Annotated in this window: 11 protein-coding genes; 8 read left to right on the top strand and 3 right to left on the bottom strand. The window is 71.1% G+C overall.

The genetic code is table 11. The features are described 5' to 3' along the window. Window positions 1–186: 186 nt before the first annotated feature. Window positions 187–1644 (bottom strand): AMP-binding protein, encoded by a 1458-nt coding sequence (locus tag VHA73_10725; GenBank protein HVX18493.1) that lies wholly within the window; start codon window positions 1642–1644, stop codon window positions 187–189. Window positions 1645–1697: 53 nt separating this feature from the next. Here VHA73_10725 and VHA73_10720 point away from each other — a divergent pair, with 53 nt between their 5' ends. Further along, window positions 1698–3578: a hydantoinase B/oxoprolinase family protein gene (locus tag VHA73_10720; protein HVX18492.1), complete on the top strand. Its 1881-nt coding sequence runs from the start codon at window positions 1698–1700 to the stop codon at window positions 3576–3578. 18 nt (window positions 3579–3596) lie between these two features. Beyond that, window positions 3597–4490, top strand: coding sequence for an enoyl-CoA hydratase (locus VHA73_10715; GenBank protein ID HVX18491.1), 894 nt, complete (start codon window positions 3597–3599; stop codon window positions 4488–4490). A 207-nt stretch (window positions 4491–4697) separates the two neighbouring features. Here VHA73_10715 and VHA73_10710 read toward each other — a convergent pair whose 3' ends face one another. Then, a complete protein-coding gene (locus VHA73_10710) occupies window positions 4698–6794 on the bottom strand; it encodes a hydantoinase/oxoprolinase family protein (protein HVX18490.1) in 2097 nt (698 codons plus the stop codon). 101 nt (window positions 6795–6895) lie between these two features. Between VHA73_10710 and VHA73_10705 the strand changes: the two genes are divergently transcribed. Together VHA73_10705 and VHA73_10700 are read left to right on the top strand one after the other, a co-directional pair. Further along, window positions 6896–7780, top strand: coding sequence for an alpha/beta hydrolase (locus VHA73_10705; GenBank protein HVX18489.1), 885 nt, complete (start codon window positions 6896–6898; stop codon window positions 7778–7780). Further along, the gene (locus VHA73_10700; GenBank protein ID HVX18488.1) at window positions 7780–8652 is read left to right on the top strand and encodes an LLM class flavin-dependent oxidoreductase; all 873 of its coding nucleotides are present in this window, start codon (window positions 7780–7782) and stop codon (window positions 8650–8652) included. The genes VHA73_10705 and VHA73_10700 overlap by 1 nt, the downstream gene beginning before the upstream one ends. A gap of 183 nt (window positions 8653–8835) precedes the next feature. Here the strand turns inward: VHA73_10700 and VHA73_10695 are convergent, their stop codons facing one another. Beyond that, the gene (locus tag VHA73_10695) at window positions 8836–9642 is read right to left on the bottom strand and encodes an enoyl-CoA hydratase/isomerase family protein (protein HVX18487.1); all 807 of its coding nucleotides are present in this window, start codon (window positions 9640–9642) and stop codon (window positions 8836–8838) included. Window positions 9643–9725: 83 nt separating this feature from the next. Between VHA73_10695 and VHA73_10690 the strand changes: the two genes are divergently transcribed. Genes VHA73_10690 through galT form a run of 4 tightly spaced genes read left to right on the top strand, consistent with a single transcriptional unit; the run spans window position 9726 to window position 16775 of the window. Beyond that, window positions 9726–10529, top strand: coding sequence for an alpha/beta hydrolase (locus VHA73_10690; GenBank protein ID HVX18486.1), 804 nt, complete (start codon window positions 9726–9728; stop codon window positions 10527–10529). After that, window positions 10526–12955, top strand: a complete 2430-nt coding sequence (locus VHA73_10685) for a glycoside hydrolase family 3 C-terminal domain-containing protein (protein ID HVX18485.1) — start codon at window positions 10526–10528, stop codon at window positions 12953–12955. Before VHA73_10690 ends, VHA73_10685 begins: the two co-directional genes overlap by 4 nt. Then, the gene (locus VHA73_10680) at window positions 12952–15924 is read left to right on the top strand and encodes a glycoside hydrolase family 2 TIM barrel-domain containing protein (protein ID HVX18484.1); all 2973 of its coding nucleotides are present in this window, start codon (window positions 12952–12954) and stop codon (window positions 15922–15924) included. The genes VHA73_10685 and VHA73_10680 overlap by 4 nt, the downstream gene beginning before the upstream one ends. Beyond that, a complete protein-coding gene (galT, locus tag VHA73_10675) occupies window positions 15921–16775 on the top strand; it encodes a galactose-1-phosphate uridylyltransferase (GenBank protein HVX18483.1) in 855 nt (284 codons plus the stop codon). The genes VHA73_10680 and galT overlap by 4 nt, the downstream gene beginning before the upstream one ends. The last annotated feature ends 10 nt before the right edge of the window (window positions 16776–16785 follow it).

Below are 16785 nucleotides of genomic sequence, written 5' to 3'. Positions count from 1 at the left end.
GCGGCCGCCGCCCCGCCGCCCCACGGCCGGCAGATTGGCTCGTTGGTGTCGGAATCCGAAAGAAAAGAGCCAATCATGCGAGCGTTTCGCCCGCCGGACAGCGGCGACCCGACGACACACGAATGGCGGCGACCGGCGACCGGCGAAGGGCGGCGACCCGGCGACAGACGAAGGGCGGACTGGCTGTCAGCCGGTCGACAGGTCGGCGGCGAGGCGACGGAGACGGGCGCGGTCGGGCTTGCCGATGCCGAGCACGGGCAGTTCGTCGAGGACGATCACCCGCTCGGGCGTCTTGAATCTGGCGACGCCTTGCTCGGCGAACCACTCGCGGCACGCCGCGACGTCGAACACCCCCGACCCACCGGCTGCGTCGGCGGCGGGCTCGGCGGTGGTGGCAAGGACCACGAAGGCGGCCACCCGCTCGCCGTACGTGTCGTCGGGGTAGCCGACCGCCACGGCCTGGGCGACCGACGGGTGCAGCTCGAGCACGGCCTCGACCTCGGCAGGTGCGATGTTCTCGCCGGCCCGGATGATGAGGTCCTTGACCCGACCGGTGATGCGCAGCCAGCGACCGTCGTCGAGCACGCCGAGGTCGCCGGTGCGGAACCAGCCGTCGCGCATGACCTCGGCTGTCTGGGCGGGGTCCGCGTAGCCGGCGAACAGTTCGGGCCCGCGCACCCAGACCTCACCGTCGACAATGCGCACCTCGGCGTCGCCGATCGCTCGGCCGTCGGAGGTCGCCGATCGCTCGGGCGGGTCGTCGGCGTGGCACGTGGTGACCGTGGGGGCTTCGGTCGAGCCGTACGCCCGCTTCACGTGGGCGCCGAACGCGTCGCTCGCCCGCTCGACGAACGACGGGCTCACCCCCATTGCACCGGTCGAGATCACCCGCATCGACGCCACCCGCTCGGGGGTGAAGGCGCGATGGTCCATCAGGCCGATGAACTGTGTGGGCGGACCGATCATGAACGTGATCTGGTGCTCCTCGATGAGGTCGAGGGCTCGCCCTGGCTCCCACTTCTCCATGAGCACCACCCGCATCCCCGCCGCACCGGGCACCAAGATGGCGTTGAGCATCCCGGAGATGTGGGCGATCGGCGACGGCACGAGGGCCGCGTCGGTCGGGCCGAGCGTGTGCACGTCGCACATGAGCTGCGACTTGTAGACGAGTGCCCGATGGGTGTGGAGCACCGCTTTGGCCGAGCCTGTCGAGCCCGACGTGAACAGCACCACGGCCAGGTCGTCCTCCGGCGACCCGCCTTCGCCCGCGACTCTTCGTGCAGAAATGGCTGCTATTCCGCCACTTCTGCACGAATCGGAGGATTTCGGCGGTGGCGGGCCGAGGATCGCGGTGGGGTCGAGGACGGCCAGGTGGTGTTCGATCTCGCTCGCGCCGGCCAGGTGGTGAAGGGGTGCGGCGATCGCGCCGATCCGCCAGCACGCTCGGGTCCAGATCACGGCGTCGACGCAGTTGGGCAGTTGCCAGGCCACCCGGTCGCCTCGTCCGACGCCACGGTCCACCAGGTCCGCAGCCGCGCTGGCCACCGCGGCGTCGAGGTCGTCACGGGTGAGGGCATGGTCGCGATCGACCAGGACGGGTCCATCGCTGCGGGGCGCGGCGGCCATGAGCTCGTCCAGGGTCACAAAGCTGACGCTAGTGTCAGACACGGGATCGAGGGCCAAAAGGGGGCGCCCGCATGACCGACACCGACCGCGGAACGGGCCAGAACACCGGCGCAAGGCACGCCGCCAACGCGCCCGGACCCGCCACCGGCCCCACCCACGCCACCCCTCACACCGCCGACACCAACCCCGCCACCGGCCCGGCAGTCGCGCAGGGCGCGGGCAACGACCCGGTCACCATGCAGGTCATCCGCTCGGCCATGGAGACCGTGTGCTTCGAGATGGCGACGTACGTGTCGCGTACGGCCACGACGCCGATCCTCAATCAGTCCAATGAGCGCAACGCCACGATTCTCGACGCGACGGGACGCCTGGCGGCGCTGTCGGTGGGGATCCCGCAGTTCATGCTGTCGAGCACGTTGCCGGTGCGGTACGCGCTCGAGCTCCTGGGCGACGAGATCGTGCCGGGCGACGTGCTCGTCGCCAACGACCCGTATCACGGCGGCGGCCACCTCCCTGACTTCAACGTGTTCGCGCCGGTGTTCGACGACAGCGGCGAGCTGCTGTTGTTCGCGTCGATCCAGTGCCACCACGGCGACACGGGCGGGGCCATGGCCGGCGGCTACAACGTCTTCGCCAAGGACATCTGGTCCGAGGGCACCCGCTACCCCGCCATGAAGATCATCGACGGCGGCAGAGAGCGGCGCGACGTCATCGACATGATGCGGGCGAACAACCGCCTCGGCGGGTTCATCGGCGACCTGCGGTCGCAAGTGGGCGCCGCGCAGCTCAGCGTCGAGCGGCTCACCGACGTGGTCAACCGCTACGGCGCCGACGCGGTGCGCGCCACCGTCGACTGGACGATCGCGGACGCCAGCCGTCGCCTCGGCGCGGAGATCGCCCGTTGGCCCGACGGGGTCTACGAAGCCGACGTCTACGTCGACGCCGATCCTGCGGGCAACGAGGACATCCACGTGCACGTGGCGGTCACGGTGGAGGGCGACCACTTGATCGTCGACTTCACCGGGTCCGACGACCGTCCCCACATCCAGGCGTGGTCGACGTACGGCAACACCCGCGGCAACGTGATCTCGCAGATCGCCAGCATGGTCGACCCGGCCATCCCCAAGAACGAGGGCTTCTTCGACCGCATCGAGATCCGCGCGCCGAAGGGCACGTGCGTCAACCCGCCCGAGGGCAAACCGGTGTCGAGCGGCACGCACCATCCCGGCGTCGAGGTGAGCGACATCATCGCGGTGGCCCTGTCGCAGATCATCCCGGAGCGCTGCTGCCCGCAGACGTACAAGTTCGGCAGCCCGCGCCAGATGTGGGGCGACCTCGACCCCCGGACCGGCAAGCCGTTCTTCGACCACGGCGGCGAAATCGCGGCCGGTTGGGTCAATGGGGTCAAAGGCGTCGACGGGTGGGGCGCGATGGTGGCCTCGATGGGCAACCTCATCAAGGCCAGCGCCGAGATCAACGAGGGCCTGTTCCCCCACATCCTGCGCGGCCGCAACTTCCGCACCGACTCGGGCGGTGCCGGGCAGTGGCGCGGAGGCTGCGGGTCGCTGTTCATCAAGGAAGCCCGCACGCCCACGTACGTCAACCAGTACGTGGTGAACCGCAAACACCTCCATCCGGGCATTGCGGGCGGCGCGCCGGGCACGCCCGACAAGTGCGTGCTGAAAGGCGACCTGGAAGTGGCGCCGGCCGTGGCGAACGTGCTGCTCGAGACCGGCGAGCAACTCGTCTATGAGTTCGGCGGCGGCGGCGGTTGGGGCGACCCGCTCGACCGCGATCCGGCGGCGGTGCTCGACGACGTGTGGGACGAGTACGTCTCCGTGGAGGGCGCGCGCCGTGACTACGGTGTCGTAGTAATCGGCACGCTCGATGCCATGGACCTCGCGGTCGATACCGAAGCAACCGAGCTACTCCGCAAGCAACGCCGTTCCTGATGTCTGACGAGGACCCTGATGTCTGACAAGTTCGTCACGTACGAGACCCTCGACGAGGGCACGATCGCCCGGATCATGTTGAACCGACCCGAGGCCCGCAACGCGCAGAACCGGGGGATGCTCGTCGAGCTCAACGACGCCTTCTTGCGTGCCGAGGCCGACGACACCGTGCGCGTCGTGATCTTCGGCGGCATGGGCCCGATGTTCACGTCGGGCCACGACGTCGGCTCGTCGGTGTCGCGCGAAGAGGGCGCACCGGGACCGAACCAGCACCCCTCGTACCAGATCAACGGCGGCACCCGCGATGGCGCAGAGCGGCTGATGTTGCAGGAGTGGCACTACTTCTTCGACAACACCCGACGCTGGCGGAACCTGCGCAAGATCACCATCGCCCAGGTGCACGGCACGGTGTTCGCCGCCGGCTTGATGTTGATGTGGGCATGTGACCTGATCTGCGCGGCCGAAGGGGTGAAGTTCGCCGACGTCGTGGGCACCCGTCTCGGCATGTGCGGCGTCGAGTACTTCGCCCACCCGTGGGAGTTCGGTCCCCGCAAGACCAAGGAGCTGCTGCTGACCGGCGACTCCATGGACGTCGAAGAGGCGTACCAGCTCGGCATGGTCTCGAAGATCTTCCCGGAGGACCAGCTCGCCGACAAGACGCTCGACTTCGCCCGGCGCATCGCCAAGATGCCCACCATGGCCGCCTTGCTGGTCAAGGAGTCGGTCAACCAGACCGTCGACAACATGGGCTTCCACAACGCGCTCAACGCGTGCTTCACGCTGCACGAGCTGAACCACGCGCACTGGGCATGGGTGCACGACCACCGCTACCCCGTCGGCCTCCCCGAGGACGGTCTCGACGACTGGCGCAACGCGCCGCCGGTGCTCGACGCCGCCAAGTCCGAGCCCTGATCGCCGGACCACCGGGACCGGGGCTGGCCGCCGGACCACCGGGACCGCCTGACTGCGGGGACCGGGACTGACCACCGGGACCGGGACTGACCACCGGGACCGGGGCTGACCGCCGGGACGGGGCTGACTGCCGGGACGGGGCTGACTGCCGGGACCGGGGCTGACTGCCGGGGCCGGGGCTGACCGCAGGACCGGCGTGAGGCCGCCTTACGCGGTGACGAGCGGGGCGACGTCGATCAACAGGTCGCCAGCCGCGGTGGCCTCCGCGCGGTCGCCGGGGCGGAGGATCACGGTGGTGAACGGGCCTTGGACCGCGGCCGGACCCGTCACGGCGGAACCCGGCGCCATGGCGGCCTCGTCGTAGACCGGCGCGTCTCGGCGCCACTCGCCCTCGAGCCAGATGTCGCGCCGGGCGATCGGCTCCAGCGAGGTGGCGGCCGGCGGGACTGCGGGCGTGGCAGGCTTGTCGACCTCGCCGACGGCGGTGAGGCGCACCCCGCGCAGGATCGGTTCTTGGGCGCGGGCTTCGATCAGCCGGGCCTCCTCGTTGCGGCGGTGGAACTCGGTGACCGCACCCTCGACGTCGAACGGGTCATCGACGGGGATCGGGACGTCGAACGTCTGGCCCGGGTACACGAGCAGCAGCGACCAGTTGAACCGCATGCGCTCGTCGGGCACCCCCGCAGTGCGCAGCTCCTCGGTGGCACCGGCGCGCAGCTCGTCGGCGAGCGCGGTGAGCACGGAGAGGTCGGCTTCGCGCCACGGGGTGACGTGGCCGCGCTGGTCGTCGACGACATGATCGGCCGACAGGAGCCCCGCAGCGGACAGGCCGGCCGCGCCGCGCGGGACCAGCACCTGGCGCATGCCGAGCAGCGCGGCTTGCGTCGTGGCGTGGACCGCGCCCATCCCGCCGAACGCGACCAGCGACAAGTCACGCGGATCGGCACCGGCGAGGGAGAGCTCGCGGCGGACCGCGTCGGCCATCAGCGCGTCGACGAGCCGGACAGTGGCCTGCGCGGCGCCGAGCCCGTCGAGCCCCAACTGCTCGCCCAGCTTCGCCAGCGCCGCGCGTGCTGCGCCGACGTCGAGCGTCATGCGGGAGTTGGCGAACGACGACGGGTCGAGCCGGCCGAGCACGAGGTCGGCGTCGGTGACGGTGGGCTCGGTGCCGCCCCGGCCGTAGCAGACCGGGCCGGGCTCGCTGCCCGCCGACTGCGGGCCCACGTGCTGCACGCCGCCTTCCTCCCAGGCGATCGACCCGCCGCCCGCGCCGATGGCTGCGATGTCGACCATCGGGATGGCGATGCAGTACCGGTGTCGCCAGTTCCAGTCGAGCTTCACCTCGGGATGGCCGGCGCGGATCAGGCACAGGTCGTAGCTGGTACCGCCCATGTCGACGCTGACCACGTCGCCGAGGCCGGCCTCGCGCGCGGATCGGGCCGCGGCCGTGACGCCGCCGGTCGGTCCCGACCCGATCGTGGCGACGGCACGCGCCGAGGCCTGCTCCGCGGTGGTCACGCCGCCGGCCGACGTGGCGATCAGCAGCTCCGCGCGGTAACCCGCTTCCCGCAGCCGGGCGGCCAACCGGCCGAGGTACTTGGCGATGGGCGGGCCGACGTAGGCGTTCACCAGCGTGGTGGACGTGCGCTCGAACTCCGGCGGCTTGGGCAGCACCTCGTGCGAGAGCGAGATCATCTCGACATCGGGGAACTCGTCGAGCACGAGCTCTCGGGCGCGCCGCTCGTGCGCAGGGTTGAGGTAGCTGTGCAGGAAGCTCACCGCGATCGAGGTGACGCCGAAGTCGCGCAGCCGCACGGTGGCCTTGCGCACCGCCCCCTCGTCGAGCGGCGTCTCGATGTCGCCCTCGGCCGTCATCCGCTCGGGGATCTCGAGCCGCACGCGACGCCGGGCAATGGGATCAGGCGGCGGCAGCGAAGGGTCCCAGATGTCCTCCTTGTAGCAGCGGCGGAACTCGATCTCGTCACGGAACCCTTCGGTGACCAGCAAGCCGACCGGCGCGCCCGACATCTGGATCATCGTGTTGTCGCCCGTGGTCGTGCCGTGGACGATCGTGTGCGTGCGGTCGAGCAGCTCGGCAACCGACAGCCCTTCGACCGCCGCGAGCTGTCCGAGCCCGGCGAGCACCCCGTCGCTCTGGTCGGCCGGTGTGGTGGGAGCCTTCTCGAGCACCACGGAGCCGTCGTCGCGGCACAGGACGCAGTCGGTGAAGGTCCCGCCGACATCGATCCCGATCCGGTAGGCCATCGTCGTCTCCCCCGAAGCCAATGCTGACACGCGTGTCATGTACGCCCCGCCATCGTACGCTCACCCGTTCTGGGCTGAAAACGACGCGTTGGGACGCGTAGAAAGCAGCCCAGAACGGAAGGGGCCACTAAAACGGTCTGGTGACGCAGAAGACCGAACTCACCGGCCGGGACGGGAACCGTCTCGTGGCCGACGTCGCAGGTGACCCGGCCGGCCACCCGGTGGTGCTGCTCCACGGTGGGGGCCAGACCCGCCATGCGTGGGGCACCACCCTCGCCACGTTGGCGTCCAACGGGTGGCACGCCTACACGATGGACCTCCGCGGCCACGGCGAGAGCGACTGGGTCGAGGACGGCGACTACTCGATCGACGCCTTCTCGGGCGACGTCGCCACGGTGGCCCGATCGTTCGCCACGCCACCGGTGCTGGTGGGTGCGTCGCTCGGCGGCCTGTCGTCGCTGGTGGCCATCGGCGAGGCGTCGCCCGACGACGGACCGCTGGCGGCCGGGCTGGTTCTGGTCGACGTGGCCCCGCGAGTGGAGCCGGCCGGGGTCGACCGCATCAAGGACTTCATGAACGGCGCGCCGGACGGTTTCGCCACGCTGGAACAAGCAGCCGACGCGGTGGCCGCGTACAACCCGCACCGCCCCCGCCCCAACGACCTGAGCGGGCTCCGCAAGAACTTGCGCCAACGCAAGGACGGGCGCTGGGTGTGGCACTGGGACCCACGCTTCATCCGCGGCCCGCTCGGCTCCGACGATGAGACCCGGTCGTCGATGCTGCGGCCCGACCGCCTCCAGCAAGCCGCTCGCAACCTCACCGTCCCCACGCTGTTGGTGCGCGGCCGCATGAGCGACCTGCTGTCAGAACAAGGGGCGAAGGAGCTGCTGGAGCTCGTCCCGCACGCCGAGTTCGCCGACGTCGCCGGCGCGGGGCACATGGTGGCCGGTGACCGCAACGACTCGTTCAACGATGCCGTCGTGTCGTTCCTCGAGCGAGTCCGGTCTGGCGAGCGGAGCAGCTGATGGAGGTGTGGGTCTTCCTGCCGCAGATGCGGATGTCGCTCGACGATCTGGCCGACAGAGCACGCGCCGCCGAGGCCGCCGGGTTCGCCGGGATCGCGCTGATGGACCACCTCGAGCCGCCGCTCGCGTCGGGCCACCCGATGTACGAGGCGATGTTCACGGCCCAGTGGCTCATCGCCCACACGGCCACGCTGAAGGTCGGCCACCTCGTGCTGTGCGACGCCTTCCGCCAACCCGCGGTGCTGGCCCAGCAGGTGGTGGCCCTCGACCACGCGTCCGGCGGACGCTTCGAGCTCGGCATCGGCGCCGGGTCGGTGCCCACCGAGTTCGGGCTGTACGGCATCACGCCGAGGTCGGCCGGCGACCGGGTGACCCGCCTCGGCGAGACCCTCGACGTCCTGAAGGGCCTGTGGTCGGGCGAGCCGTTCGATTACGACGGCACGTTCCACCACATCCACCACGGCCACCAGCTCCCCGTCCCCACCGCGCCGGTGCCGATCGTCATCGGCGCGGCCGGGCCTCGCATGATGCAGCTCGTCGCCCAGCACGCCACGTGGTGGAACCTGCCGATCCACGAGGTCAGGCGGCTCGACGAACGGCGCCCGCTCGCCGGCTCCGCACGGGTGTCGGTCCAGCAGATGGTCACGTACATCCCGAGCGAGACCCAGCGGGCCGACGTCGAGGGCAAGGCCGCGGCACGGTTCGCCGACATGGGCCGGGGACGGCTGTCCGGCACCGGCCCCGAGCTCGTCGACCAGCTCCAGTCGCTCGCCGCGCGAGGCGTCGAGCGGACGTACGCCTGGTTCACCGACTTCGCCGACGTCGCCACCCTCGACGGCTTCGGCCGCGACGTCATCCCCCACCTCACCTGACGCCACCGCACCTGTCGCCACCGCACCTGACGCCGCCCACCCACCTCACCCATCTCCCACCCATCCCACCCACAACAACAACCGCTGTTGTGAGCAGTTGACCACCCAGGACGTGGCGAAGTGCTCACAGCACGATCGGGGTGGAGGCCAGGCCCCCCACGATCGGGGCGGAGGCCGACCTCCTCATTCGGAGGTGGGGCCGGTGAAGTGGGGGTCGCGCTTGTCGACGTGGCTGGCGAGGCCTTCGCGGGCGTCGGGGCCGCCGAAGCCGAGGAACTCGTACGCCACCGACGCGTCGAAGACGGCGCCTTGGGACCGGTACCAGTGGTTGAGCGTGTGCTTGGTCCAACGGATCGCGGCCTGGGCGCCGCCGGCGAGCTGGACGGCCACCGCCAACGCTCGCTCCTGGACCTGGTCGTCGTCGACGCAGATCGACACCAACCCGATGCGTTCGGCCTCCTCGCCGGTGAGCGTGTCGCACGTGAGCAGGTAGTACTTCGCCTTCGCCATCCCGCACAGCAGCGGCCAACAGATGGCTGCATGGTCGCCGGCGGCGACGCCGAGACGGGTGTGGCCGTCGATGATGCGGGCGGTCCGTCCCACCACCGACACATCGGCCAGCAGCCCCGCCACCAGGCCGGCGCCGACAGCGGGTCCGTGCATCGCCGACACGATCGGCTTGGAGCAGTCGATCACGTTGAACACGAGGTCACGCGCCTCGCGCAGCACGCGGAGGCGGGCGGCGTAGTCGTCGGTGATCGAGTCGATCAGGTCGAAGCTGCCGCCGGCCGAGAACGCCTTGCCGGCGCCTCGCAGCAGCGCGACGCGCGTGTCGGGGTCGCGGTCTACGGTGCGCCACACGTCGGCGATCTGGCCGTGCATGGCCGGGTTCACCGAGTTCAGCCCGGGGCCCTCCAAGGTGATGCGCAGCACACCGTCGGCGGGACGGTCGAAGCGGAGGTCGGGGAAGTCGGCGTACAGATCGGTCATGGCGGTCACTCTGCTTGACAGGCGCCCGCCCGTAAAGAAACCTATCGATCGCTAGAATTTTGTCCCACCGGGGGAGCGGACACATGGTCACGACGGTCAACGGCGTCGACTTGGCCGGCGGTCGCGCCGGCCCCGACGAGGGGCGCGAGCTGGTGCTGTGCCACGGCTTCACCGGCTCCTCGCACGATTTCGCCCTGTCGGTCCCCTCGCTGGCAGCGACCCGGCCCGTGCTCACCGTCGACCACCGCGGCCACGGCGAGTCCACCAAGACCGGCCGGCTCGACGGCTACACGATCGACCAACTGGTGGCCGACTTCATCGCCTGGCTGGAGGCGGTGGCCCATCCCCCGGTTGACCTGCTCGGCCACTCGATGGGCGGTCGCGTGGTCCTCGGCGTCACGCTCGCCCGACCCGACCTCGTCCATTCGCTCGTCTTGATGGACACCACATCGGCCGGCTTCGGGAGCGACGACATCGTCGGCATCGTCCGCGACCACTTCGCCAAGTTCGACCCGGCCACCGACGGCCGACCGGACCTCCCGAGCGACGAGCGCAGCCTCATCGACGCCCGCACGCCCGCCGATTGGCAGGCCCGCAAGGCCGTCATGGACGCGGCGGTCGACCCGTACGCGTACAAGGGTCTCGGCGTCGACTTGTTCGACGAGCGGACGGAGGTCGACGGCCGACTCGGCGAGATCACCTGCCCCACCACCGTGCTCGCCGGCAGCAAGGACCACCCGCTGGTGGACCACGCCGACGCCATGGGCAAGGGTGTCGCCAACGGCCGCGTGGTCATCATCGACGGCGCGTACCACTCCCCCCAGCTCACCCACCGCGCCGAATGGGAGCAAGCGTTGGTCGACCACCTCATCTGGGCGACGGCGTGAACGCCGAGGAGCTCGAGGCCGAGCTCACCCCCGAAGAGAAGGCATCGCTCACCGCGGGCGGCGACGTGTGGCGGCTGCCGCCGATCGAACGACTCGGCATCGGACGGCTCAAGATGTCCGACGGACCGTCGGGCGTCCGGGGTGGCCAGTTCGGCACGCGCCGCTCGCTCTCGTTCCCGTGCGGCATGGCCGCCGGGTCGACGTGGGACCTCGACCTGATCCGGCGCTACGGCGAGGCCGTCGCCGACGAAGCGATCTCCAAGGGCGTCCACTTGGTCCTCGGGCCCACGGTGTGCATCCCGCGCACCCCACTCGGTGGCCGCACGTTCGAGTCGTTCGCCGAAGACCCCTACCTGAGCGCGCGCGTGACCGCGGCGTATGTGGCGGCGGTGCAGGCCGGCGGTGTGGGTTGCTGCGTGAAGCACTTCGCGTGCAACGACCAGGAACACGAGCGCATGACCATCAGCGCCGAGGTCGATGAGCGCACCCTCCGGGAGGTGCACCTGCCGTCGTTCGAGGCGGCCGTCGTCGAGGCGGGCGCCTGGGCCGTGATGTCGGCTTACAACCGCCTCAACGGCACGTTCTGCGGCGAGCACCCGGAGCTGCTCGGTGGGATCCTCAAGGACGAGTGGGGCTTCGACGGCGTGGTCGTATCCGACTGGTTCGGCACGCACAGCACGGTGGAAGCCTCCACGGCCGGGCTCGACATCGAGATGCCCGGCCCGCCGCAGTACCTCGGTCCCAACCTGGCCGAGGCCGTGAAGCAGGGCAGCGTCGACACGGGCGTGGTCGACGAGCACGCGTCGCGCATCGCACGCCTGATGGAGCGGACGGGTCTGCTCGCCGGCCGAGTGGTCGACGACGAGCGGGAGGACGACGACCCGCAGCGCCGTGCCCTGGCCCGGGAGCTGGCGGCGGCCGGCACCGTGCTGCTGCGCAATGACGGCCTGCTCCCCCTGGCCGGCGACGGGCTGCGGCGCGTCGCGGTGATCGGCCCCAACGCACGCGCCCTGCAGACCGGGGGTGGCGGCAGCTCGGTGGTCGTGCCGTTCCGCCACCAGGACCTCGTCGACGAGCTGCGCGACCGGCTGCCGGGCGTCGAAGTCGTGCACGAGGAAGGCTGCCGGCTCACCAAGGACGGCACGCTGCCGACGCTCGACATGCGGCTGATCGAGGGCGGCTTCCGCACGGAGTACTGGCCCAACACCACGCACGAGGGCGAGCCGCTCGCGGCGGAAGCGTTGGGCCGGGCCGAGTACATCGCGCTCGGCGACCCTGCGCCGGGTGTCGGCATCGACAACTTCTCACTGCGGTCCACCACCACCTTCCGACCCGACACCGACGGCACATGGACGCTCGGCCTCGCCAGCGTGGGCCCGAGCCGTCTGTTGCTCGACGGCGAGGTCGTGATCGACAACACCCGACCCGAGCGGGCCAAGTCGTTCTTCGGGATGGGAAGCACCACCGTCACTGCCGAAGTCGAACTGTCGGCCGGCACCGCGCACGAACTCTCCGTGGAGCTGACGTCGTCGCCGGCGCCCGTCAACGGGTTCCGCGTCGACGCCGACCGCCCAGCCGTCCCCGACGCACTCGGGCGCGCCGTCGCCGCGGCCCGCGACGCCGACGCCGTGGTGCTGGTGGTCGGATCGAACCCGCACTGGGAGACCGAAGGCGTCGACCGCAAGGGCCTCGCGCTGGTCGGCGAACAGGCCGAGCTCGTGCGTGCGGTTGTGGCGGCCAACCCGCACACCGCCGTCGTGGTGAACGCCGGCGCGCCGGTCGACGTCGCCCCCGCCGAGGGCGCCGCCTCGCTGATGATGCTGTGGTATCCGGGCGAGGAAGGCCCGGCCGCGCTGGCCGAGATGTTGGTCGGTACCGCCGAGCCGTCGGGCCGCCTCCCGATCACCTTCCCTCACCGCATCGACGACGTGGCGAGCCACACCGACCCCACCTGGTACCCGGGCGCGGGCGGCAAGGTGAGGTATGGCGAAGGCGTGTTCGTGGGGTACCGACACTTCGACGCCAACGGGGTCGAGCCGGCCTTCGCGTTCGGCCACGGCACCGGGTACTCCACGTTCGACATCGGCGACCTCAGAGTCGACGGCAGCGGCACCGACCGCACCGTCGCGCTCCGGGTCACCAACACGGGTGAGCGCCGCGGCGCCGAGGTCGTGCAGGTCTACGTCGCAGCCGCCGGCACCGACGCACCCGCCGGGATCGACCGGCCCGCCAAGGAGTTGAAGGGCTTCGCCAAGGTGGTGCTCGACCCCGGCGAGTCGACCGACGTGCGCGTCGCGCTCGACCACCGGTCGTTCGCACGGTGGGACGTCGACTCGCACGACTGGGTCGCCGACAGCGGCACGTACGACGTGCTGGTGGGCGTCTCGTCGCGGGACATCCGCCAGCAGACCAGCATCACCGCGTGACCCGCGACCTCGGACCGCTCGACGCGTTCGGCCCGCGGTCGTGGATCACCCCTGAGGTCACGGGCTTCGGGCGCGAACCGTCGACCAGTCCCCTGCGCCTCGACGACGCCATCTCGCTCGACGGCGACTGGTCGTTCGCGCTGCGGCCGCGTCCCGAGGCCGTGACCGCGGCCGACGTCGGCGCTGCCGGGCCTCGGACTGCGACCCCCGACCTCGGGAGCGGCGACTGGTCGACGGTGGCGGTGCCGGGTTGTTGGACCATGCAGGGACACGACCGGCCCCAGTACACGAACGTGCAGATGCCGTTCGCCGGCCCGCTCGGCCGCGTGCCCGACGACGACCCCACCGGGGTCTACCGCCGAGCCGTGCACGTGCCCGCCGAATGGGCCGGTCAGCGCATCGTGTTGCACGTCGGCGGAGCCGAATCGGTCCTGTACGTGCACCTCGACGGGCAGCCGGTCGGGATGGGCAAGGACTCCCGCCTCCCCCACGAGTTCGACGTCACCGACTTCGTCACACCCGGATCGACGGTCGACGTGGCGCTCTCCGTGGTGCGGTGGTCCGACGCCACGTACCTCGAGGACCAGGACCACTGGTACCACGCCGGCCTGCACCGCTCGGTGGCGCTGTACGCCACGCCGCGCACCCGCATCGTAGACGTGCACGCCACGGCCGACTTCGATCCCGCCACAGGCGACGGTCGGCTCGACGTGCGGGTGCCGGTGGCGATCGACCCCGCCGCGCCGGCGCCGGCGGGCTTGCGTGTCCGGGTCGAGGTGGCCGGCCAATCGGTCGACGCGCCGGTGGCCATCGAGCCCGCCGACGCCTCGATGCTCGACCTCGTGCTGTTCGGCGGCCAGCACGCGACGGCGTCGATCACCGTGCCGGGCGTTGCGCCCTGGACAGCCGAGACGCCCGACCTCCACGACGTCACGGTCACGCTGCTCGACGGGCCAGGCACGGCGGGCGCGCCCGGGGCCCCGTCGGAACCTGCGCACGACACGCCACTCGACACCGTCCACCTCACCGTCGGGTTCCGTCGGGTCGAGGTGCGGGGCCACGAGCTGCTGGTGAACGGGCAGCCGGTCCTGATCCGGGGCGTGAACCGCCACGACCACGATCCCCACCGGGGCAAAGCCGTCACGCGGGAGTCGATCGAGCACGACCTCGTGCTGATGAAGCAGCACAACATCAACGCGGTCCGCACGTCGCACTATCCGAACGACAGCCACTTGTACGACGTGTGCGACCGGCTCGGCCTGTACGTCGTCGACGAAGCCGACGTCGAGACCCACGCATACTTGCGCTGGCTCACCAAGGACCCGACGTGGAGCACGGCGGTCGTCGAGCGCATCGAGCGGATGGCATCGCGCGACAAGAACCATCCGAGCGTCATCATCTGGTCGCTCGGCAACGAGAGCGGCAGCTCACCGACCCACCAGGCAGCCGCAACCTGGCTGCGAGCATGGGACGGCACTCGGCCCGTGCAGTACGAGGGCGGCATCGGCGACGACCTCTTCGCCGACATCGCCGGGGGCACGTTCCCGGACCCCGGCGAGCTGTACGCGCGGCCCCGCCCGGAGACCGACCTGATCGCCCCCATGTACCCGCCCGTCGCCGACCTCGTGTCCTGGGCCACCCGGGCCACGCCGGCCCAGCCGCTGATCATGTGCGAGTACATCCACGCCATGGGCAACTCGTGCGGCGGCCTCGACGAGTACTGGCGGGCCATCCGCACGTACCCCGGCCTGCAGGGCGGCTTCGTGTGGGACTGGGTCGACCAAGCCTTGTGGCAGACCTTGCCCGGCGGCACCGAACGGCTCGCGTACGGCGGCGATTTCGGCGACCAACCCAACGACGGACCCTTCTGCTGCAACGGCCTGGTTGCCGCCGACCGCACCCCGCACCCTTCGCTGCTGGAGCTGGCGAAAGTGGTGCAGCCGGTGCAGATGGAGGCGATCGACGCGGCGCGCGGCCAGGTGCGGGTCACCAACGAGCATGCGTTCGTCGACTTGTCGTGGCTGGAGCCGGTGTGGTCCCTCGATGTCGACGGCGAGCCGGTCACGTCCGGCGCGCTCGAACCCCTCGCGCTCGGGCCCGGCGACCACACCCGTGTCGAACTGCCGGTCAACGTGCCCGATCTCGCACCGGGTCAGCTCGCGCACCTGACCCTCACGTTCCGCACGCTCGACGACCTGCCGTGGGCCGCGGCCGGGCACGTGGTCGCGTGGGAGCAGTTCGAGGTCGGGCGCGCCGGCGGCCCGGCCCCGGCGCGCGGCGCGGCCCCTGCTTCGACCCGTGCGCTCGCGGACCTCGAGCCCACGCTGGCGTTGTGGCGCGCGCCGATCGACAACGAGACGTACGCCGATGTGGGCCACTCCCACGCCGAACGCTGGGAGGCGATCGGCCTGGCCGACGGCCCACGCCATGCGGAGCTGACCACCGAGTCACACGCCAGCGACAACGGTGGTGTCGAGGTCACCCACGTGGTCACCGTGCCCGACTCGGTGGGCGAGGTCGCCCGGGTGGGTGTGCGGCTGCACGTCGGCCCTGGCGCGGCGACGGTCGAGTGGGCGGGCGACGGCCCCCACGAGGGCTACTCCGACCGCTGCGCCGGTACCCGCTTCGGCCGGTGGACCACCTCGGTCGACGACTGGCCCGTGCCGTACGTCCACCCCCAAGCCAGCGGCAACCGCACCGGCGTTCGCTGGCTGCGGATCCTCGACGAGCGCGGCGAGCCGCGGTTGGTGATCGACGAGCTGGCCGGGCTCGACGTCACTGTCGCGCGTTGGACCGACGACGAAGTTGCCGCAGCCGACCATCTCGAAGACCTCCCCGCCCGGGACGACTGCTGGGTGTGGATCGACGCCCGCCACCGCGGGGTCGGATCGGGTGCGGTGGGCCCCGACGTGGCCCCCGAACACCGGGTCGGGCCGGGCACTTACCGCTGGCGCTACCGCATCCGATGACGACGCCGCCCGACGCACGCATCGATCCGCTCACCGGCGAGCCGGTCGTGGTCATCGCCAACCGCCAGTCGCGGCCGAACCTTCCGGTCACCGGCTGCCCGTTCTGCGTCGGCGGCCTCGAAGCGCCCGAGCCGTACGACGTCCGCTGGTTTGCCAACCGCTGGCCAGCGCTGCCCGACGGGCGCGCGGAGGTCGTGCTGTACAGCCCCGACCACGACGCGTCGCTCGGGTCGCTCACCGTCGACCAGGCCGAGCGGGTGGTGCAGCTGTGGGCGGAGCGCACAGTGGAGCTGGGTCGCCGCGACGGCGTGGCGTATGTGCTGGTGTTCGAGAACCGCGGCGCGGAAGTGGGCGCCACCATCTCGCACCCGCACGGTCAGATCTACGCGTTCGACGCGGTGCCGCCCGCGGCCGTGGCCGAGCTGGACAGCCCCCGTTGCGCGTTGTGCGACGAACAACCGGGTGACCGCTTGGTGAGCGACGCGCAGAGGTGGCGGGCATGGGTGCCAGCAGCGGCGAGCTGGCCGTACGGCATGGTGCTCGCCCCCATCGAGCACGTCGCCGACTTGGCCGCCGCAGCCCCCACGCACCGGGCGCTCGCCGGGTTGTTGGTCGACGTGTTCACCCGGCTGGACCGGCTGTTCGACGCGCCGATGCCGTACATGCTCTGGTGGCACCAGCGACCGACCGACGGTGGCGACTGGGCCACGGCCCACGTGCATGCGCACGTCGCCCCGCTACTGCGCCAACCGGGCGTCCCTCGCTTCGTGGCCGCAGGCGAGCTCGGCAGTGGGGTCTTCTTCAACCCGGTGGACCCCGTCGACGCCGCCGCCGAGCTCCGTCGGGCCTGACCGGTCCCCG

The sequence above is a fragment of the Acidimicrobiales bacterium genome, from assembly GCA_035547835.1.
Lineage (GTDB): Bacteria > Actinomycetota > Acidimicrobiia > Acidimicrobiales > Iamiaceae > DASZTW01.
The sequence above is the reverse complement of the archived record's forward strand: the minus strand, read 5'-3'. Positions and strand labels throughout refer to the sequence as shown.